We start from the raw sequence: 13,264 nt of genomic DNA, 5'->3' as shown, positions 1-13,264 counted from the left end.
ACCTCTCGCCGCCTCACACCTTCCTTGCCTTCGTCATCAGGAACTGCTGGCGCATCACGTTGTGGCCGGCGTCGAAATACTCCGAGATCAGCGCCTCGAACTCGGCACGGAAGCTCTTGAGCTTGTCCGGCTCGTCCTTGTACTGGGCGACGAGCTTGATCAAGGGCCCGATCGTCGATTCCATGGTGCGGCGGAAATGCTGCGGGCTGAGTGCCGACGGCGTCATCATGTCCATCTCGAAAGAGAGATCCTTCGCTTTCCCTGCGAGACGCTCGGCGACGATCTTCGGATCGCCCCACAACACCGGTGATGCCACGCCCTCGGGCGGCGGCAGATGGCGGCCGATCATCGCGAACATCCGTCCGACATACAGATGCGGCGGCCAGGTGGAGAACGCGATGGTGCCGCCAGGCTTCAGCACGCGCAGCATCTCGCCGATGGCAACGTCCGGGCGCGGCGCGAACATGTGGCCGAACTGGCTGAGCACCACGTCGAACTCGTTGTCGCCATAGGGCAGGCTTTCCGCGTCGCCGTCGACGAAGTCGACATCGAGGTTCACCAGTTGCGCATGCTCGCGGGCGCGCTCGATCAGAACCGGCGACAGGTCGAGACCCCTCACCTTTGCCCCGCGACGCGCCGCCGTGATCGCGACAACGCCGGTGCCGCATCCGACGTCGAGCAGCCTTTGACCGGCGGCAACGCCGGCAAAACCGACGAGCTTGGCGGCGGTCGGTGTCGTGAAAACCTCCATCGGCGTGAACAGCGACCAGGCTTCCTTCTGGACAGCCTTGAAACTTGCAAACGGATCCTGCGCGGTCATGGAACTCTCCCATCGCTCGAGGTCGATCTCCATGAGGCGGGCGACGGACGCGGAAGGTTCAACGCGGGCTGATGGTCGCAACGGCACTGCGTTCCGGCTGGCGGACCGCCTCACCTCGCATCGGCATACACCGTGGCGCGCGACACGCCGAGATGGGCGGCGATGATGTCGGAGGCGCGGCGCACCTGCATGCTGCCGGCATCGCGCAATTCGCGCAGCAGGGTGCGGCGGTCTTCCGTGGAAAGCGCGCGGGGCGTGGTGGCGCGGCGCGCGGCGAACCGGTCGATATGGGCGCGGATGGCGTCGGCGCCGACGGGGTTGAGGGATTCGCGCGGATTGTTTTGCGCATCGACGCTGACGAACTGGCCGATCGCGCTCTGCAAACCCTGGAACAGCGTCAGATCGACGTTGAGGCAGAGGGCGGCGACGTATGAACCGTCCGCGCCCTTGATGCCGATCGAGGTGCTCTTGGCCTGCCGTCCGTCGGCGAAGCTGTTGGCGTAGTTCGAGATCACCTGCGCGTAGTTGGGATCGGCGATGCGGGCGAGGCCAAGCTCGGTCGCGCCCTGGCCGACCTTGCGGCCCGACAGGTTGTTGTGAATGGCGACGATCGCGTTCGTGGGATCGGTGAGATCGTGCAGCACGACCTCGCAGAACGGCGCAAAGGTCTCCCCCAGCCCCTGCGCGATCTGCTGCAACTGGTCGAACAGCAGCTTTCGTTCGGCCGTGGCCCTGCCCGATGCGGCGGACGCGGATTTGCTGCGGCTCATCGCCCGGCCCTACTGCACGAGATCGGCGACGATTGTGGCGGCCTTCAGCCCCGTGCCGGTGAGCACCGCGACCGTGGTCTCGTTCGCCTTGATGGCGCCAGCGGCGGAGAGCTTGTCCAGCGCGGCGGCTGCGCTGGCGCTGGTCGGCTCGGCAAACAGGCCTTGCCGTGCAAGTCGTCGCAGGGCGGCGACGATCTCGTCCTCGGCGAGCGCCACGGTGCCGCCGCCGCTCTCGCGCAAGGCGGCGATGATCTCGCGCAGACGCAGGGGATTCTTGATCGCGGTGCCCTCGGCGATGGTCTTGCTCACCTCGCGCGCGACCGGCGTATCGACGCCGGCCTTGAAGCTCGCATCGATCGGCGAGCAGTTCTGCGGCTGTGCCGCGAACAGGCGCGGCAGCTTCGCGATCTGGCCGGCCTTCAGCAGCTCGCGGAAGCCGAAGGCGCAACCGAGCAGGCTGCTGCCGGCGCCGACGGGGACGATGACGTTGTCGGGGGCGCGGAAGCCGAGGTCTTCCCAGATTTCATAGGCGAGCGATTTGGTGCCTTCGAGAAAGAACGGCTGCCAGTTGTGGCTGGCGTAAAAAGTCTGGCTCGACTGGCGGATCGCGTCGGCCTCCGACTCCTCGCGTGGCCCTTCGACGAGTTGCACCGCCGCGCCGTAAGCGCGCACCTGCGCGATCTTGGCCGGCGACGTCGAGGCCGGCGCCAGGATCTTCACGCGCATGCCGCCGGCGGCACCTAACCCCGCCATCGACGAGCCTCCATTGCCGGAAGAGTCCTCCAGAATGGCGTCGACGCCGATCTGCCGCAGGAAGGACAGCATCACCGCCGAGCCGCGGTCCTTGAAGCTGCCGGTCGGGTTGAACCATTCGAGCTTGAACAGCGGGCGCAGGTCGCCCCACTGCTGCTGCACCAGTGGCGTGCAGCCCTCGCCGAGCGTGATCGGATTCTTGATCTCGACCGGCAGCGCCGCCCGGTAGCGCCACAGCGACCGTGTGCGCGGCTCAACCTCCTCGCGGGAGATCCCGGCCCCCGGTGTCACCAGCAGCGGCGTGCGCTGGTCCGAGCACCAGCGCGGCTGGTCGAGCGGATAGAGCTTTCCGGTGCGGGGGTCGATGTAGCTGGCGGCGGGCATGGCAGACTCCATGGCAGAGATGATCTACACGATTTGTCTGATTATATACGTTCTGTCCAGTCGCAGCGCAATCGCCACAACACCTCTTGAAAACAGGAAAACCAAAACTATTTCAAATCCTTAGTCCTATCGCACGGATCGAACGGCAAGGTTCGGCCGGAGCGAGGGCGCGGGATTCACGCGGACCGGACTGGGTTCGCCGACGATGGAATTTGGCGATGAGCGCCTGCCGGGCGCACCAGCATTAACTTGTCTGTCGCGCTCGGCCGCTACAATATGTTGGATTGTGCTTGCGCCGCCGGTGCTCCGCATTGGCAACGCAAAGTGAGCCAGGCCCGTCCGAGCGGCGGGCCGTTGGCTTTTTGGGAGCCTGGACATGAGCCGCGCGAACCGTACCGATCACATCCGCCTGACCTCCCATCCGGAGCCGGGCAGGAAGGCCGCTTTTCCGATCCATTGGGGCGCAGCCGATGCGCGCACCCGCGGGCCGATCATCGGGACGGTGTCGCGCGCTGGGGATCGCAACGTGATCGGCAGCCATGGCGGCTCCTACGCGATGTACCGCGCGCTCGCCGTCTCCGCCGGGGCGCTCGATCCCATCAGGCGTCCCGACCTCACCAACACGTTTCCGGCAGCCACCATCGGGCCGTTTCCGCAATGGAACGATCCGGCCAAGATCGTCGCGCTCGACCCCTGGGGGCATCTCGTCGCCGAGAATTTTGGCAAGGAGATCGCCGAGGGCTCCGACATCCGGCCGAGCATCGCGGTGACGCGCGCCCGGCTCGACCTGCCCGAGATCCGCGAGGCGCTGGCCGCAAAACGGCTGCGCGCCGACGGCGAGGTCGTGCATGCCAATGGCAGCGTGTCGGTGGTGAAGATCGCGATCGATCCGGTCTGGTATCTGCCGGGCCTCGCCACGCGCTTCGGCACCGGCGAGACCGAGCTGCGCCGCACGCTGTTCGAGCAGACCGCCGGCATGTTCCCGGAGCTGGTGACGCGGCCGGACATGAAGGTGTTCCTGCCGCCGATCGGCGGCACCACAGTCTACATGTTCGGCGACGTCAGCAAGCTGCCCGACCATCGCACCAAGATCACCTGCCGCGTCCATGACGAGTGCAACGGCTCCGACGTGTTCGGCTCCGACATCTGCACCTGCCGGCCCTATCTCATCCACGGCATCGAGGAATCCGCGCGCGGCGCGCAGGAGGGCGGGCTCGGGCTCGTCGTCTACAACCGCAAGGAAGGCCGCGCGCTTGGCGAGGTCACGAAATTCCTGGTCTACAACGCCCGCAAGCGCCAGGAGGACGGCGATGCCGCCGCCGCCTATTTCGAGCGGACCGAATGCGTCGCCGGCGTGCAGGACGCGCGCTTCCAGCAATTGATGCCGGATACCATCCACTGGCTGGGGCTGAAGCGCATCGACCGCTTCCTGTCGATGAGCGACATGAAGCACGACGCGCTGACCTCGCAGGGCATCGACATCGTCGAGCGCGTGCCGATCCCGCCGGAGCTGATTCCAGCCGACGCCTATGTCGAGATCGCGGCCAAGAAGGCTGCCGGCTACTACTCGACCGACATCGCGCCGGAGAAGGACGTCAACGGCGTGGTCGGGCGTTCGCTGGAAAAATACTGATCGATTGATGGCGGACACCGGAGAACAACAGGCCCGCTCGCTGCTCACCGCAACAGCGGTTCGCGCGCGCGCCGGGCAGATGCTCGAGCTTGGCCTCAAGGGCGAGCTCAGCCACTTCACGATCGATCTCGACCGCATGGACGGCGTTGCGGACGCGGTGCTCGCGGTCACGCGAAAAGCCTATCCGACGCTGGACGTTCCCTTCCACGCCCGCTGGCGGCATTTTGTGCTCGGCGGCGCCGATCGCTGGGCGCGCCTTGCCGACGCCTCGTCGTGGCCGGATCGCGCGGCGCGGGCGCGCGCGGAGTTCGACCTTGCCATCGTCAGCGTGCTGCTCGATGCCGGCGCCGGCGCTGCCTGGCGCTATCGTGACGCGGTGACGGGCGAAAGCATCGGCCGGTCCGAGGGGCTTGCGATCGCGAGCCTCGACATGTTCGCAAGCGGGCTCTTCTCCAGCGATGCCCGCGCGCCGTTCAGGGCCGACGCCGACGTGCTCGCAAAACTGCCGCTTGCCGCCCTCACCTCTGCGTTTCAGGTCAGCGACGCCAATCCGCTGCTCGGCCTCGACGGACGCACGGATCTGCTGCGGCGTCTGGGCAAGCAAGTGGCGGACCGCGCCGAGGTTTTCGGCCTGCACGATACGCCGCGGCCCGGCGGCCTGTTCGACCACATCGCGGCGCAGGCTGTGGGCGGCGCCATCGCCGCGCCGGCGATCCTGTCCGCGGTGCTGAACCAGCTCGGGCCGATCTGGCCATCGCGGCTGGAGCTTGCAGGGATTCCGCTCGGCGATTGCTGGCGCCATCCGGCGATCAAGGCGGATGATGCGACCGCCGGCCTCGTGCCTCTGCACAAGCTGTCGCAGTGGCTGAGCTATTCGCTGATCGAGCCGCTCCAGCGTGCCGGCTTCGCGGTCACCGACATCGACGGCCTGACCGGACTTGCCGAATACCGCAATGGCGGCCTGTTCGTCGATCACGACGTGCTGCGCCTGCGCGATGCCGCTGATGCCGACCGCGCACATGCGGTGGATTCCCTGCTCGTCGTCGAATGGCGCGCGCTGACCGTCGCGTTGCTGGATCGTCTTGCCGAGCCGGTTCGCACCAAGCTCTGCCGCACGCCTGAGACCTTGCCGCTCGCCAGCATCCTGGAAGGCGGCACCTGGGCCGCGGGCCGCGCCATCGCCTTCGCACGCCGTCCCGACGGTTCGCCGCCGCTCAAGGTGATCAGCGACGGCACGGTTTTCTGACCCTCCCCCCCTGTGGGAGAGGGTGGCTTCGCGAGAGCGAAGCCGGGTGAGGGGTATGTCTCTGCGGGCACATCTCTCACCGGAGTTTGCTGAAACAGACCCCTCATCCGGCGCTTCGCGCCACCTTCTCCCACAAGGGGAGAAGGAAGAAGCGCCGGCTCGTTGCATTTCAATCAACGCGCATTTCGTTAGGAGCGTTACATGGAAGGCGTCACGATCGTCGATCATCCGCTGGTGCAGCACAAGCTGACGCTGGTGCGGGACAAATCCATCTCGACCAAGTCGTTTCGCGAGCTGATCAAGGAGATCGGCATGCTCCTGTGCTACGAGGTGACGCGCGACCTGCCGCTCGCCGACACCGTCATCGAGACGCCGCTGGCGACGATGCACTCGGCCAAGATCGCCGGCAAGAAGCTGGTGTTCGTGCCGATGCTGCGCGCCGGCACCACCTTCGTCGACGGCATGATGGACCTGGTGCCGACCGCCCGCGTCGCGCATATCGGGCTCTACCGCGAGCCGCACAGCTTTGCCGCGGTCGAATATTTCTTCAAATCGCCGTCCGATCTCGGCGAGCGGCTTGCGATCGTGGTGACACCGGTGGTCGCCACCGCCAACACGGCCGTGGCCGCCATCGACCGGCTCAAGGAGCGCGGCGCCAAGGACATTCGCCTCGCCTGCCTGATCGCCGCGCCGGAAGGGTTGGAGCGGCTGCGCGGATTGCATCCGGACGTGCCGATCTGGACGGCCGCGGTGGACGAAGGTCTCGACGAGAACGGCTTTATTTTGCCGGGCCTCGGAGACGCCGGCGACCGCGCCTACGGGACGAGATAAGAGCGAAGCCTAAAGCACGATGAGATTAGGTTTGATGCAGCAACGAAGGGGCTGCGCTCCCTCTCCCGCTTGCGGGGGAGGGCTGGGGTGGGGGTGTCTCCGCAAGCGAGAACCCCTGTGTGGAGAGAACCCTCACCCGGCGCTTCGCGCCGACCTCTCCCGCAAGCGGGAGAGGTTGGAACGAGCCCGCGGCCAATCGATTCAACTCAAAGCCATCCGCTCTAGATCTTCCCGCTGCCGCAAATGCCCTTCAGCGCCCGCCACTCCGCATCTGTCAGCAGCGGCGGGCCGCTGACGGGACGATCTTCCTTGGTCATGCGGGCGAGACGGTCCTCGGTCAGCGGGTGGCTCGACAGGATCGTGAAACCGCTGCCGCCTTCCTTGCCGGTGATGCGGAACATCAGCTCGGCCGAGGGCCTCGGCGAGCGGCCGAGCGCGTGCATGATGTCGATGGCGAAGGTGTCGGCGCCGGTCTCGGCCTCGCGCGAATAGGAGGCCTCGACCACGCTGCGCGAGGCGAAGATCACGGCGGATGAGCCGGTGACGTCGCCGAACAGCAGGCCGATCAGGAACGAGGTGCCCCCGTTGTAGATCAGGCCGCGCATGTTGTCGTGATGCTTGAGATGGCCGAGCTCGTGGGCGAGGATGCCGGCAAGCTCGTCGGGGCTTTCGGCCCTGTCGAGCAGGCCCTGCAGCAAGAACACCTTGCCGCCGGGCAGCGCGAACGCGTTCGGCACCGAGGTCGGCAGCACGCCCGCGGTCATGGAATCGTCGTCGAGGCCGGCGGCATCGCGCAAGCGGTTGACCAGTTTTGTGAACGCGGCCTTGCCCGCGGGGTCTTCGCACGTGCGGCCGCCGAAGATGGTCTTCACCTGGACCTCGGACGCATCGCCAATGCGGCGCTCGATCGGCTTCGGCACCAGCGGCGCGAGGCGATCGGCAGCGAGCGGCACGCCGAACAGCACGACACAGACGATCGAGACGGCGGCGGCCACCGACCAGCCGACGATTTTCGCGATACCGCGGCGCGTAGTCTGGTGCTCGTCGAGACGCATGCAGCGGACGCTCACGTCTGCCGCGAGTGCAGTATCGCGAATCTCCAGCCGTGCCAGCGGCGGCGCGAACGTCGAGGCCAGACGCAGGATACCGGCCGGACTGTCGGCACGCCGAATGTCGGCATAGGCCCAGCGAACGGGCGTCGCGCCCTCTTCAACGATCTCAAGCGCATCACCGAGCGTCAGCGTCACCTGCCGCCTGCGGCTCGACACGCCGTCGAAGTAGATCGTCGGCTTTGCGGACTGCGCCGGAGCCTCGGTGGACAACTCACTCACAGATCAGAATCCCGCGACATCGAGCCCATCGGCAAAGCCTTCGCCGAGCGCGCTGGCGAGCTCGCCGCTGCCGCGCACGTCCGCCGCGGCTCCGATGTTATGCACCTCGACGGTCTCCAGCACCTTGGCCCAGAGATCGCGCTGAAGATAGACCCGCATGATGATGTTGATCGCAAGCGCCAGGGCGAAATAGCCGATGACCATCATCGCCAGCATCGGAATGCTCTTGGCGGTATTGTCGGGGCCGAACACCTGCTCGACCGGAAGGCCGCTCAGCTTGACGACGAGCATGGTGGCACCGCCGAGATAGGCGGCGAAGATGATCGAGAGCAGCATCCACCAGCCGATCACCTTCCAGTACAGGCCGTAGAATGCGTTATGCGGCAGCTCCGAGGACAGGCTGACGCCGCCGATGCGGATGCCGTCCAACCACCAGCGCCATTCGCGCGCCTTGAACTCGGCATAGAAGAACGGGGCGAGCGGGAAGATGACCAGCGCGATCGGGCTGAGCAGCCAGAGCCACCAGCCGCGCTTGAAGAACGTCCAGCCATCGCCTTCGAAATCGCCGGAGAGATCACCGTAATGGGTGTGCTGCATCTTGTAGCGTTCGAGCGAAGCCTCGCGCCAGGGCAGCGCCAGGCCGAGCGTCAGGAACACCAGCAGGCCCCACAGCATGGCCCGGAACGAATAGGCCCAGCCCGAGCCGTCCATCCAGAACCGTACGCCGCGCCAGACCGTGCGGGTCAGGCGATAGCGCCGCGCGCGAAAAATCGCGAACTGGCCGAAGGCATAAAAGCTGATGAAGAGCGGCGTCGAGGCAAAGCCCTGCCAGCGCTCGAACTCGATACCGATGAGGAAATAGGCGAGATAGATCGGCACGAGGATCGCCAGCGCGAACAGAAAGCCGATCAACAGCTCCTTGCCCCGGCCGGTATATTCGGCGGCGTCGCCGTCGATCGACGTGTTCGACCACAAGTGACGGCGGATGTCGGTGACGAGCCAGAACCGGTAGAAGCCGAAAGTGACCAGCTCCAGCATGGCACCCTTGGTGACCATTTTGCGGAACACGGAGCGGTCTCCGGCGAAGTCGACGCGCGTGGGCGGCAGTGGCGGCGGGACGGGCTCGGAGCCGATAGGGGCCCATTGCATGTCGTTCACGGCGGCAACCTCGGGATGTTGGCCTGTTGCGGTCAAACTATAGATCAGAGATTGGTCGATCCCCAAGACGGGCGGGTTCGATTTACCCCGATTCAAGTCGGTTTCTGGCACGTTTCCCGGTCTGCCGGCGTGCGGGGGATCACGTTGACACATCTACGTGACAGGCCCCGGATGCTCACGCAAAGGTTGGATGTGGCAAAACTCGCCCTTGCCCCGACGCAGACAACCGGCTGTAATTGCAAATCAAATACCGCAGCGCAGAATTCAACGAGAACGCGCGGTTCACGTCAGGGAGAGCAGTCATGCACGGGACCATCGAAAGCACGGCAAAGCTCGATGCATTGCGCGAGCGCGCCACGTCACTGCCGCTGGAGCAATTCGATCCCGGCGATCCTGAATTGTTCAGGACCGATACGTTCTGGCCCTATTTCGATCGCCTGCGCCGTGAAGACCCCGTGCACTACTGCAAGGACTCGATGTTCGGGCCGTACTGGTCGGTGACGCGCTACAACGACATCATGGAGATCGAGACCAACCATTCGGTATTCTCCTCGGCCTCCGCGCTCGGCGGCATCACCATCCGCGACATCGATCCCGACCTGCGCCGCGAAAGCTTCATCTCGATGGACCCGCCACGCCATGCGGCACAGCGCAAGACCGTCGCGCCGATGTTCACGCCGACGCATCTGGACAATCTCGCGCTCAACATCCGCGCCCGCTCGGCCGAGTGCCTCGACAATCTGCCGCGCGGCGAGGTGTTCGACTGGGTCGACCGCGTCTCGATCGAGCTCACCACGCAGATGCTGGCGGTGCTGTTCGACTTCCCCTGGGAGGACCGCCGCAAGCTGACGCGCTGGTCGGATATCGCCACCACCATTCCCGGCCCCGACGGCCTCGTCGCCACCGAAGACGAGCGGCAGGCCGAGTTGACCGAATGCGCCGGCTATTTCGCGCGCCTGTGGAAGGAGCGCATCGAACAGCCTCCTAAGAGCGACCTGCTTTCCATGATGGCGCATGGCGCGGCGACGCGCGACATGGACGCGAAGAACTTCCTCGGCAATCTCGTCCTTTTGATCGTCGGCGGCAACGACACCACCCGCAACACCATGTCGGGCTCGATCTACGCGCTGAGCCAGCATCCGGAGCAATATCGCAAGCTGCGCGAGAATCCGGCGCTGCTCGACAGCTTCGTGCCGGAAGTGATCCGCTGGCAGACGCCGCTGGCGCATATGCGCCGCACCGCACTCTCCGACTTCGAGTTCCGCGGCAAGCAGATCAAGAAAGGTGATAAGGTCGTGATGTGGTACGTCTCGGGCAACCGCGACGAGGAGGCGATCGAGAAGCCCTACGATTTCATCATCGACCGCGCCCGCCCGCGCACGCATCTGTCCTTCGGCTTCGGCATCCACCGCTGCGTCGGCTTGCGGCTTGCCGAACTCCAGCTCAAGATTATCTGGGAAGAGATCCTCAAGCGCTTCGATCATATCGACGTGGTCGGCGAACCCAAGCGGGTCTATTCGAGTTTCGTAAAGGGACTTGAAACCTTGCCGGTGAAGATTGCGGCGTAGATTCGCAGTAAGATGAGCGTGAACGACATCCACAAGGAAGCTGCGCCCCCTCTCCCGCTTGCGGGGGAGGGCTGGGGTGGGGGTGTTTCCGCGGGCGAGAACCCCCAAGAGGAAAGAGCCCTCACCCGGCGCTACGCCATAGCCGAGGCTGCGCCTCGGCGTTCTAAGTGGACGGCCGCCGAAGGCGGCCTATGCCTCTCCCGCAAGCGGGAGAGGTCAGAAAAACAACTGGAGCCACGACCATGAACATCCAGACGCCGGTTAAAGTGGACAAGGCCGAACGCATGCGCAGGGCGCGCGGGGAAGCCTACGCGACCCCGCTCGCGCAGTTCCACCCCGGTGCCCCCAGGCTGTTCCAGGACGACACGCTGTGGCCGTGGTTCGAGCGGCTGCGCAAGGAAGAGCCGGTGCATTACTGCACCAACGCGCCGATCGAGCCGTACTGGTCGGTGGTGAAGTACAACGACATCATGCATGTCGACACCAACCACGGCATCTTCTCCTCCGACTCGACGCTCGGCGGCATCTCGATCCGCGACGTGCCGGAAGGCTACGACTATCCGAGCTTCATCGCGATGGACCAGCCCCGGCATTCGGCGCAGCGCAAGACGGTGTCGCCGATGTTCACGCCGACGCATCTGGACGAGCTGGCAAAGTTGATCCGCCAGCGCTCGCAGACCGTGCTCGACAACCTGCCGCGCAACGAGACCTTCAACTTCGTCGAGCGCGTCTCGATCGAATTGACGACGCAGATGCTGGCGACGCTGTTCGACTTCCCCTGGGAGGAACGGCGCAAGCTGACCCGCTGGTCCGACGTCTCGACCGCGCTGCCCAAGAGCGGCATCGTCGCCTCGGCCGAAGAGCGCCGCCGCGAGATGGACGAATGCTACGCCTACATGTCCAAGCTGTGGAACGAGCGCGTCAACTCCGCCCCGCGCAACGATCTGTTGTCCCTGATGGCCCATAACGACGCGACGCGCTTCATGGACCCCGACAACCTCATGGGCAACATCATCCTGCTCATCGTCGGCGGCAACGACACCACGCGCAACACCATGACCGGCTCGGTGCTGGCTCTGAACGAGAACCCCGAGCAATACGACAAGCTGCGCGCCAACCCTGCGCTGATCGACTCCATGGTGCCGGAGGTGATCCGCTGGCAGACCCCGCTCGCCCATATGCGGCGCACCGCTCTGCAGGATACCGAGATTGGCGGCAAGCAGATCAAGAAAGGCGACCGCGTCGTGATGTGGTACGTCTCCGGCAACCGCGACGAGGAGGCGATCGACCGCCCGAACGAGTTCATCATCGACCGCCCGCGGCCGCGCACGCACCTCTCCTTCGGCTTCGGCATCCACCGCTGCGTCGGCATGCGCCTCGCCGAACTCCAGCTCAAGATCGTCTGGGAGGAGATGCTGAAGCGCTTCGACCGCATCGAGGTGGTTGGCGAGCCCAAGCGGATCTATTCGAGCTTCATCAAGGGGTATGAGTCGCTGCCGGTGCGGATACCGGGGTAGCGATTACGCCGTCCTTGCGGCGCATTCGACTTTATCCCCTCACCCTGAGGAGCGCGCTCTTTCGCGCGCGTCTCGAAGGGCGAGGCCGAGAGCCGGGCCTGCATCCTTCGAGACGCGCGAAGACGCGCTCCTCAGGATGAGGATCGGGCCCCTGGCCCAGCTATAAAATTCCGGCATGACAGGTCGCGCCAGATACGAAGGCAAGATGGCGCGCGGCTGTTCTACGACACGGCATCTAACTCAACTTGATGTCCCACACCCCTTCCTTGCGGCAGGCGGCGACCTCCTCGCGCAGGAGCGCGGTGATGGCCAGCGAGGCCGTCGAGGCCGGGCGGTCGATCGGAGAAGCGAAAATGAGCTCGCGCGTCATCGGCCTGGACACGACAGCGGTTTCCAGCCGCCCGTCCGCGACCTCGCCGTGGACCGACGAGGGCGGCAGCAGCGCGAAACCGAGCCCCTCCTCCACGAGGCTCGTCAGCACGCGAAACGAATCCGCCTCGAGCTGGACGTTGAGCTTGATCTTGCGCTGGGCGGCGGCGTGCTCGATCAACGCACGGAGGCCGTGGGAATGACTGGGCAGCACCAGCCGCTGCCGGAGCAGCCAGCCGATCTCGACGCTCTTCTTGCGCGCGAGGCCGCAGCCGCGCGGGCCGACCGCGACGATGTTGTCGCGGCCGAGGCTCTGCACGTTGAGATGCAGATCGGCCGAGCGGCCATAGAGGATGGCGAGATCCATCTCGCCGCGGTGCAGCCATTCGACCAGGTGGCCGCTGTAGCTCTCGACAATGCGCAGCGAAATGCCGGGAAATTTCTCGACGCAGCGCCGCGCGAAGCGCGCCGACAGCACGCAGCTCACGGTCGGAACCAGGCCAAGCACGACCTGGCCGGACGGCGGCCCCTTGGCCGACTGGATGTCGTCGCGGATCTGGTCGATCTGCCGCACGATGCCGGAGGTGCGTGCGAGCAGAAGCCGCCCGGCCTCGGTCAGCACCATGCCGCGACCGTTGCGCGTGAACAGTTCGATGCGCAGCTCGTGTTCCAGAAGCTTGATCTGGCGGCTGAGCGCCGGCTGCGCCACGCGCAGCGTGTCGGACGCCTTGGAGAGGCTGCCGAGCTCCGCCACGCAACTGAAGGTCCTGAGCTGCCGGAAATCCATGCTTGCCAATCCTCGAAGGCTACTCCATACGCTATAGCAAATGAGCATAGGGGGCGGGCGTTGTTTTCACAACGCCAGAGGATCGGCCGGCGTTATC

The 13,264-nt window shown here is 65.6% G+C and carries 11 protein-coding genes; 5 read left to right on the top strand and 6 right to left on the bottom strand.

Features of this window, described 5'->3' with window-relative positions:
* Positions 1-13 precede the first annotated feature (13 nt).
* From AB5K84_RS09590 to AB5K84_RS09580, 3 genes are all read right to left on the bottom strand, one after another.
* Entirely contained in the window at positions 14-820 is an 807-nt protein-coding gene (locus AB5K84_RS09590) for a class I SAM-dependent methyltransferase (RefSeq protein WP_028172953.1), read from the bottom strand.
* 110 nt (positions 821-930) lie between these two features.
* Positions 931-1,590 (bottom strand): helix-turn-helix transcriptional regulator, encoded by a 660-nt coding sequence (locus AB5K84_RS09585; RefSeq protein WP_011089970.1) that lies wholly within the window; start codon positions 1,588-1,590, stop codon positions 931-933.
* A 9-nt stretch (positions 1,591-1,599) separates the two neighbouring features.
* Positions 1,600-2,727, bottom strand: coding sequence for a threonine synthase (locus tag AB5K84_RS09580; protein WP_038965483.1), 1,128 nt, complete (start codon positions 2,725-2,727; stop codon positions 1,600-1,602).
* A 376-nt stretch (positions 2,728-3,103) separates the two neighbouring features.
* Between AB5K84_RS09580 and AB5K84_RS09575 the strand changes: the two genes are divergently transcribed.
* The 3 genes from AB5K84_RS09575 (at position 3,104) to upp (ending at position 6,437) form a co-directional block, all read left to right on the top strand.
* A complete protein-coding gene (locus AB5K84_RS09575; protein ID WP_011089972.1) occupies positions 3,104-4,360 on the top strand; it encodes a GTP cyclohydrolase II in 1,257 nt (418 codons plus the stop codon).
* Positions 4,361-4,367: 7 nt separating this feature from the next.
* Positions 4,368-5,606, top strand: coding sequence for a URC4/urg3 family protein (locus AB5K84_RS09570; protein WP_011089973.1), 1,239 nt, complete (start codon positions 4,368-4,370; stop codon positions 5,604-5,606).
* Positions 5,607-5,807: 201 nt separating this feature from the next.
* A complete protein-coding gene (gene upp / locus AB5K84_RS09565; RefSeq protein WP_011089974.1) occupies positions 5,808-6,437 on the top strand; it encodes a uracil phosphoribosyltransferase in 630 nt (209 codons plus the stop codon).
* A gap of 221 nt (positions 6,438-6,658) precedes the next feature.
* Here the strand turns inward: upp and AB5K84_RS09560 are convergent, their stop codons facing one another.
* Entirely contained in the window at positions 6,659-7,768 is a 1,110-nt protein-coding gene (locus tag AB5K84_RS09560) for a M48 family metallopeptidase (RefSeq protein WP_011089975.1), read from the bottom strand.
* Positions 7,769-7,771: 3 nt separating this feature from the next.
* Positions 7,772-8,926, bottom strand: a complete 1,155-nt coding sequence (locus AB5K84_RS09555) for a YjgN family protein (RefSeq protein ID WP_038965475.1) — start codon at positions 8,924-8,926, stop codon at positions 7,772-7,774.
* A gap of 302 nt (positions 8,927-9,228) precedes the next feature.
* On the opposite strand from AB5K84_RS09555, the gene AB5K84_RS09550 reads away from it, so the two are divergent.
* Both AB5K84_RS09550 and AB5K84_RS09545 read left to right on the top strand, forming a co-directional pair.
* Positions 9,229-10,494: a cytochrome P450 gene (locus AB5K84_RS09550; protein WP_028172947.1), complete on the top strand. Its 1,266-nt coding sequence runs from the start codon at positions 9,229-9,231 to the stop codon at positions 10,492-10,494.
* Between the two features lie 242 nt (positions 10,495-10,736).
* Complete coding sequence (locus tag AB5K84_RS09545) at positions 10,737-12,011, top strand: cytochrome P450 (RefSeq protein WP_038965474.1); 1,275 nt, start codon at positions 10,737-10,739, stop codon at positions 12,009-12,011.
* Positions 12,012-12,246: 235 nt separating this feature from the next.
* Here the strand turns inward: AB5K84_RS09545 and AB5K84_RS09540 are convergent, their stop codons facing one another.
* Positions 12,247-13,167, bottom strand: coding sequence for a LysR substrate-binding domain-containing protein (locus tag AB5K84_RS09540; protein WP_011089979.1), 921 nt, complete (start codon positions 13,165-13,167; stop codon positions 12,247-12,249).
* Positions 13,168-13,264: the final 97 nt, after the last annotated feature.

Origin of the sequence: Bradyrhizobium sp. 1200_D9_N1_1, from assembly GCF_052075915.1 — a bacterium.
Lineage (GTDB): Bacteria > Pseudomonadota > Alphaproteobacteria > Rhizobiales > Xanthobacteraceae > Bradyrhizobium > Bradyrhizobium diazoefficiens.
Note: the sequence above shows the minus strand (reverse complement) of the source record. Positions and strands in the feature narration are given on the sequence as shown.

Excerpts from the sequence above, each read along its gene's own strand:
- AB5K84_RS09585 (WP_011089970.1), bottom strand. The coding sequence starts at position 1,590 with ATGAGCCGCAGCAAATCCGCGTCCGCCGCATCGGGCAGGGCCACGGCC.
- AB5K84_RS09540 (WP_011089979.1), bottom strand. The coding sequence starts at position 13,167 with ATGGATTTCCGGCAGCTCAGGACCTTCAGTTGCGTGGCGGAGCTCGGC.
- AB5K84_RS09575 (WP_011089972.1), top strand. The coding sequence starts at position 3,104 with ATGAGCCGCGCGAACCGTACCGATCACATCCGCCTGACCTCCCATCCG.
- AB5K84_RS09580 (WP_038965483.1), bottom strand. The coding sequence starts at position 2,727 with ATGCCCGCCGCCAGCTACATCGACCCCCGCACCGGAAAGCTCTATCCG.
- AB5K84_RS09545 (WP_038965474.1), top strand. The coding sequence starts at position 10,737 with ATGAACATCCAGACGCCGGTTAAAGTGGACAAGGCCGAACGCATGCGC.
- AB5K84_RS09550 (WP_028172947.1), top strand. The coding sequence starts at position 9,229 with ATGCACGGGACCATCGAAAGCACGGCAAAGCTCGATGCATTGCGCGAG.
- AB5K84_RS09590 (WP_028172953.1), bottom strand. The coding sequence starts at position 820 with ATGACCGCGCAGGATCCGTTTGCAAGTTTCAAGGCTGTCCAGAAGGAA.
- AB5K84_RS09570 (WP_011089973.1), top strand. The coding sequence starts at position 4,368 with ATGGCGGACACCGGAGAACAACAGGCCCGCTCGCTGCTCACCGCAACA.
- upp (WP_011089974.1), top strand. The coding sequence starts at position 5,808 with ATGGAAGGCGTCACGATCGTCGATCATCCGCTGGTGCAGCACAAGCTG.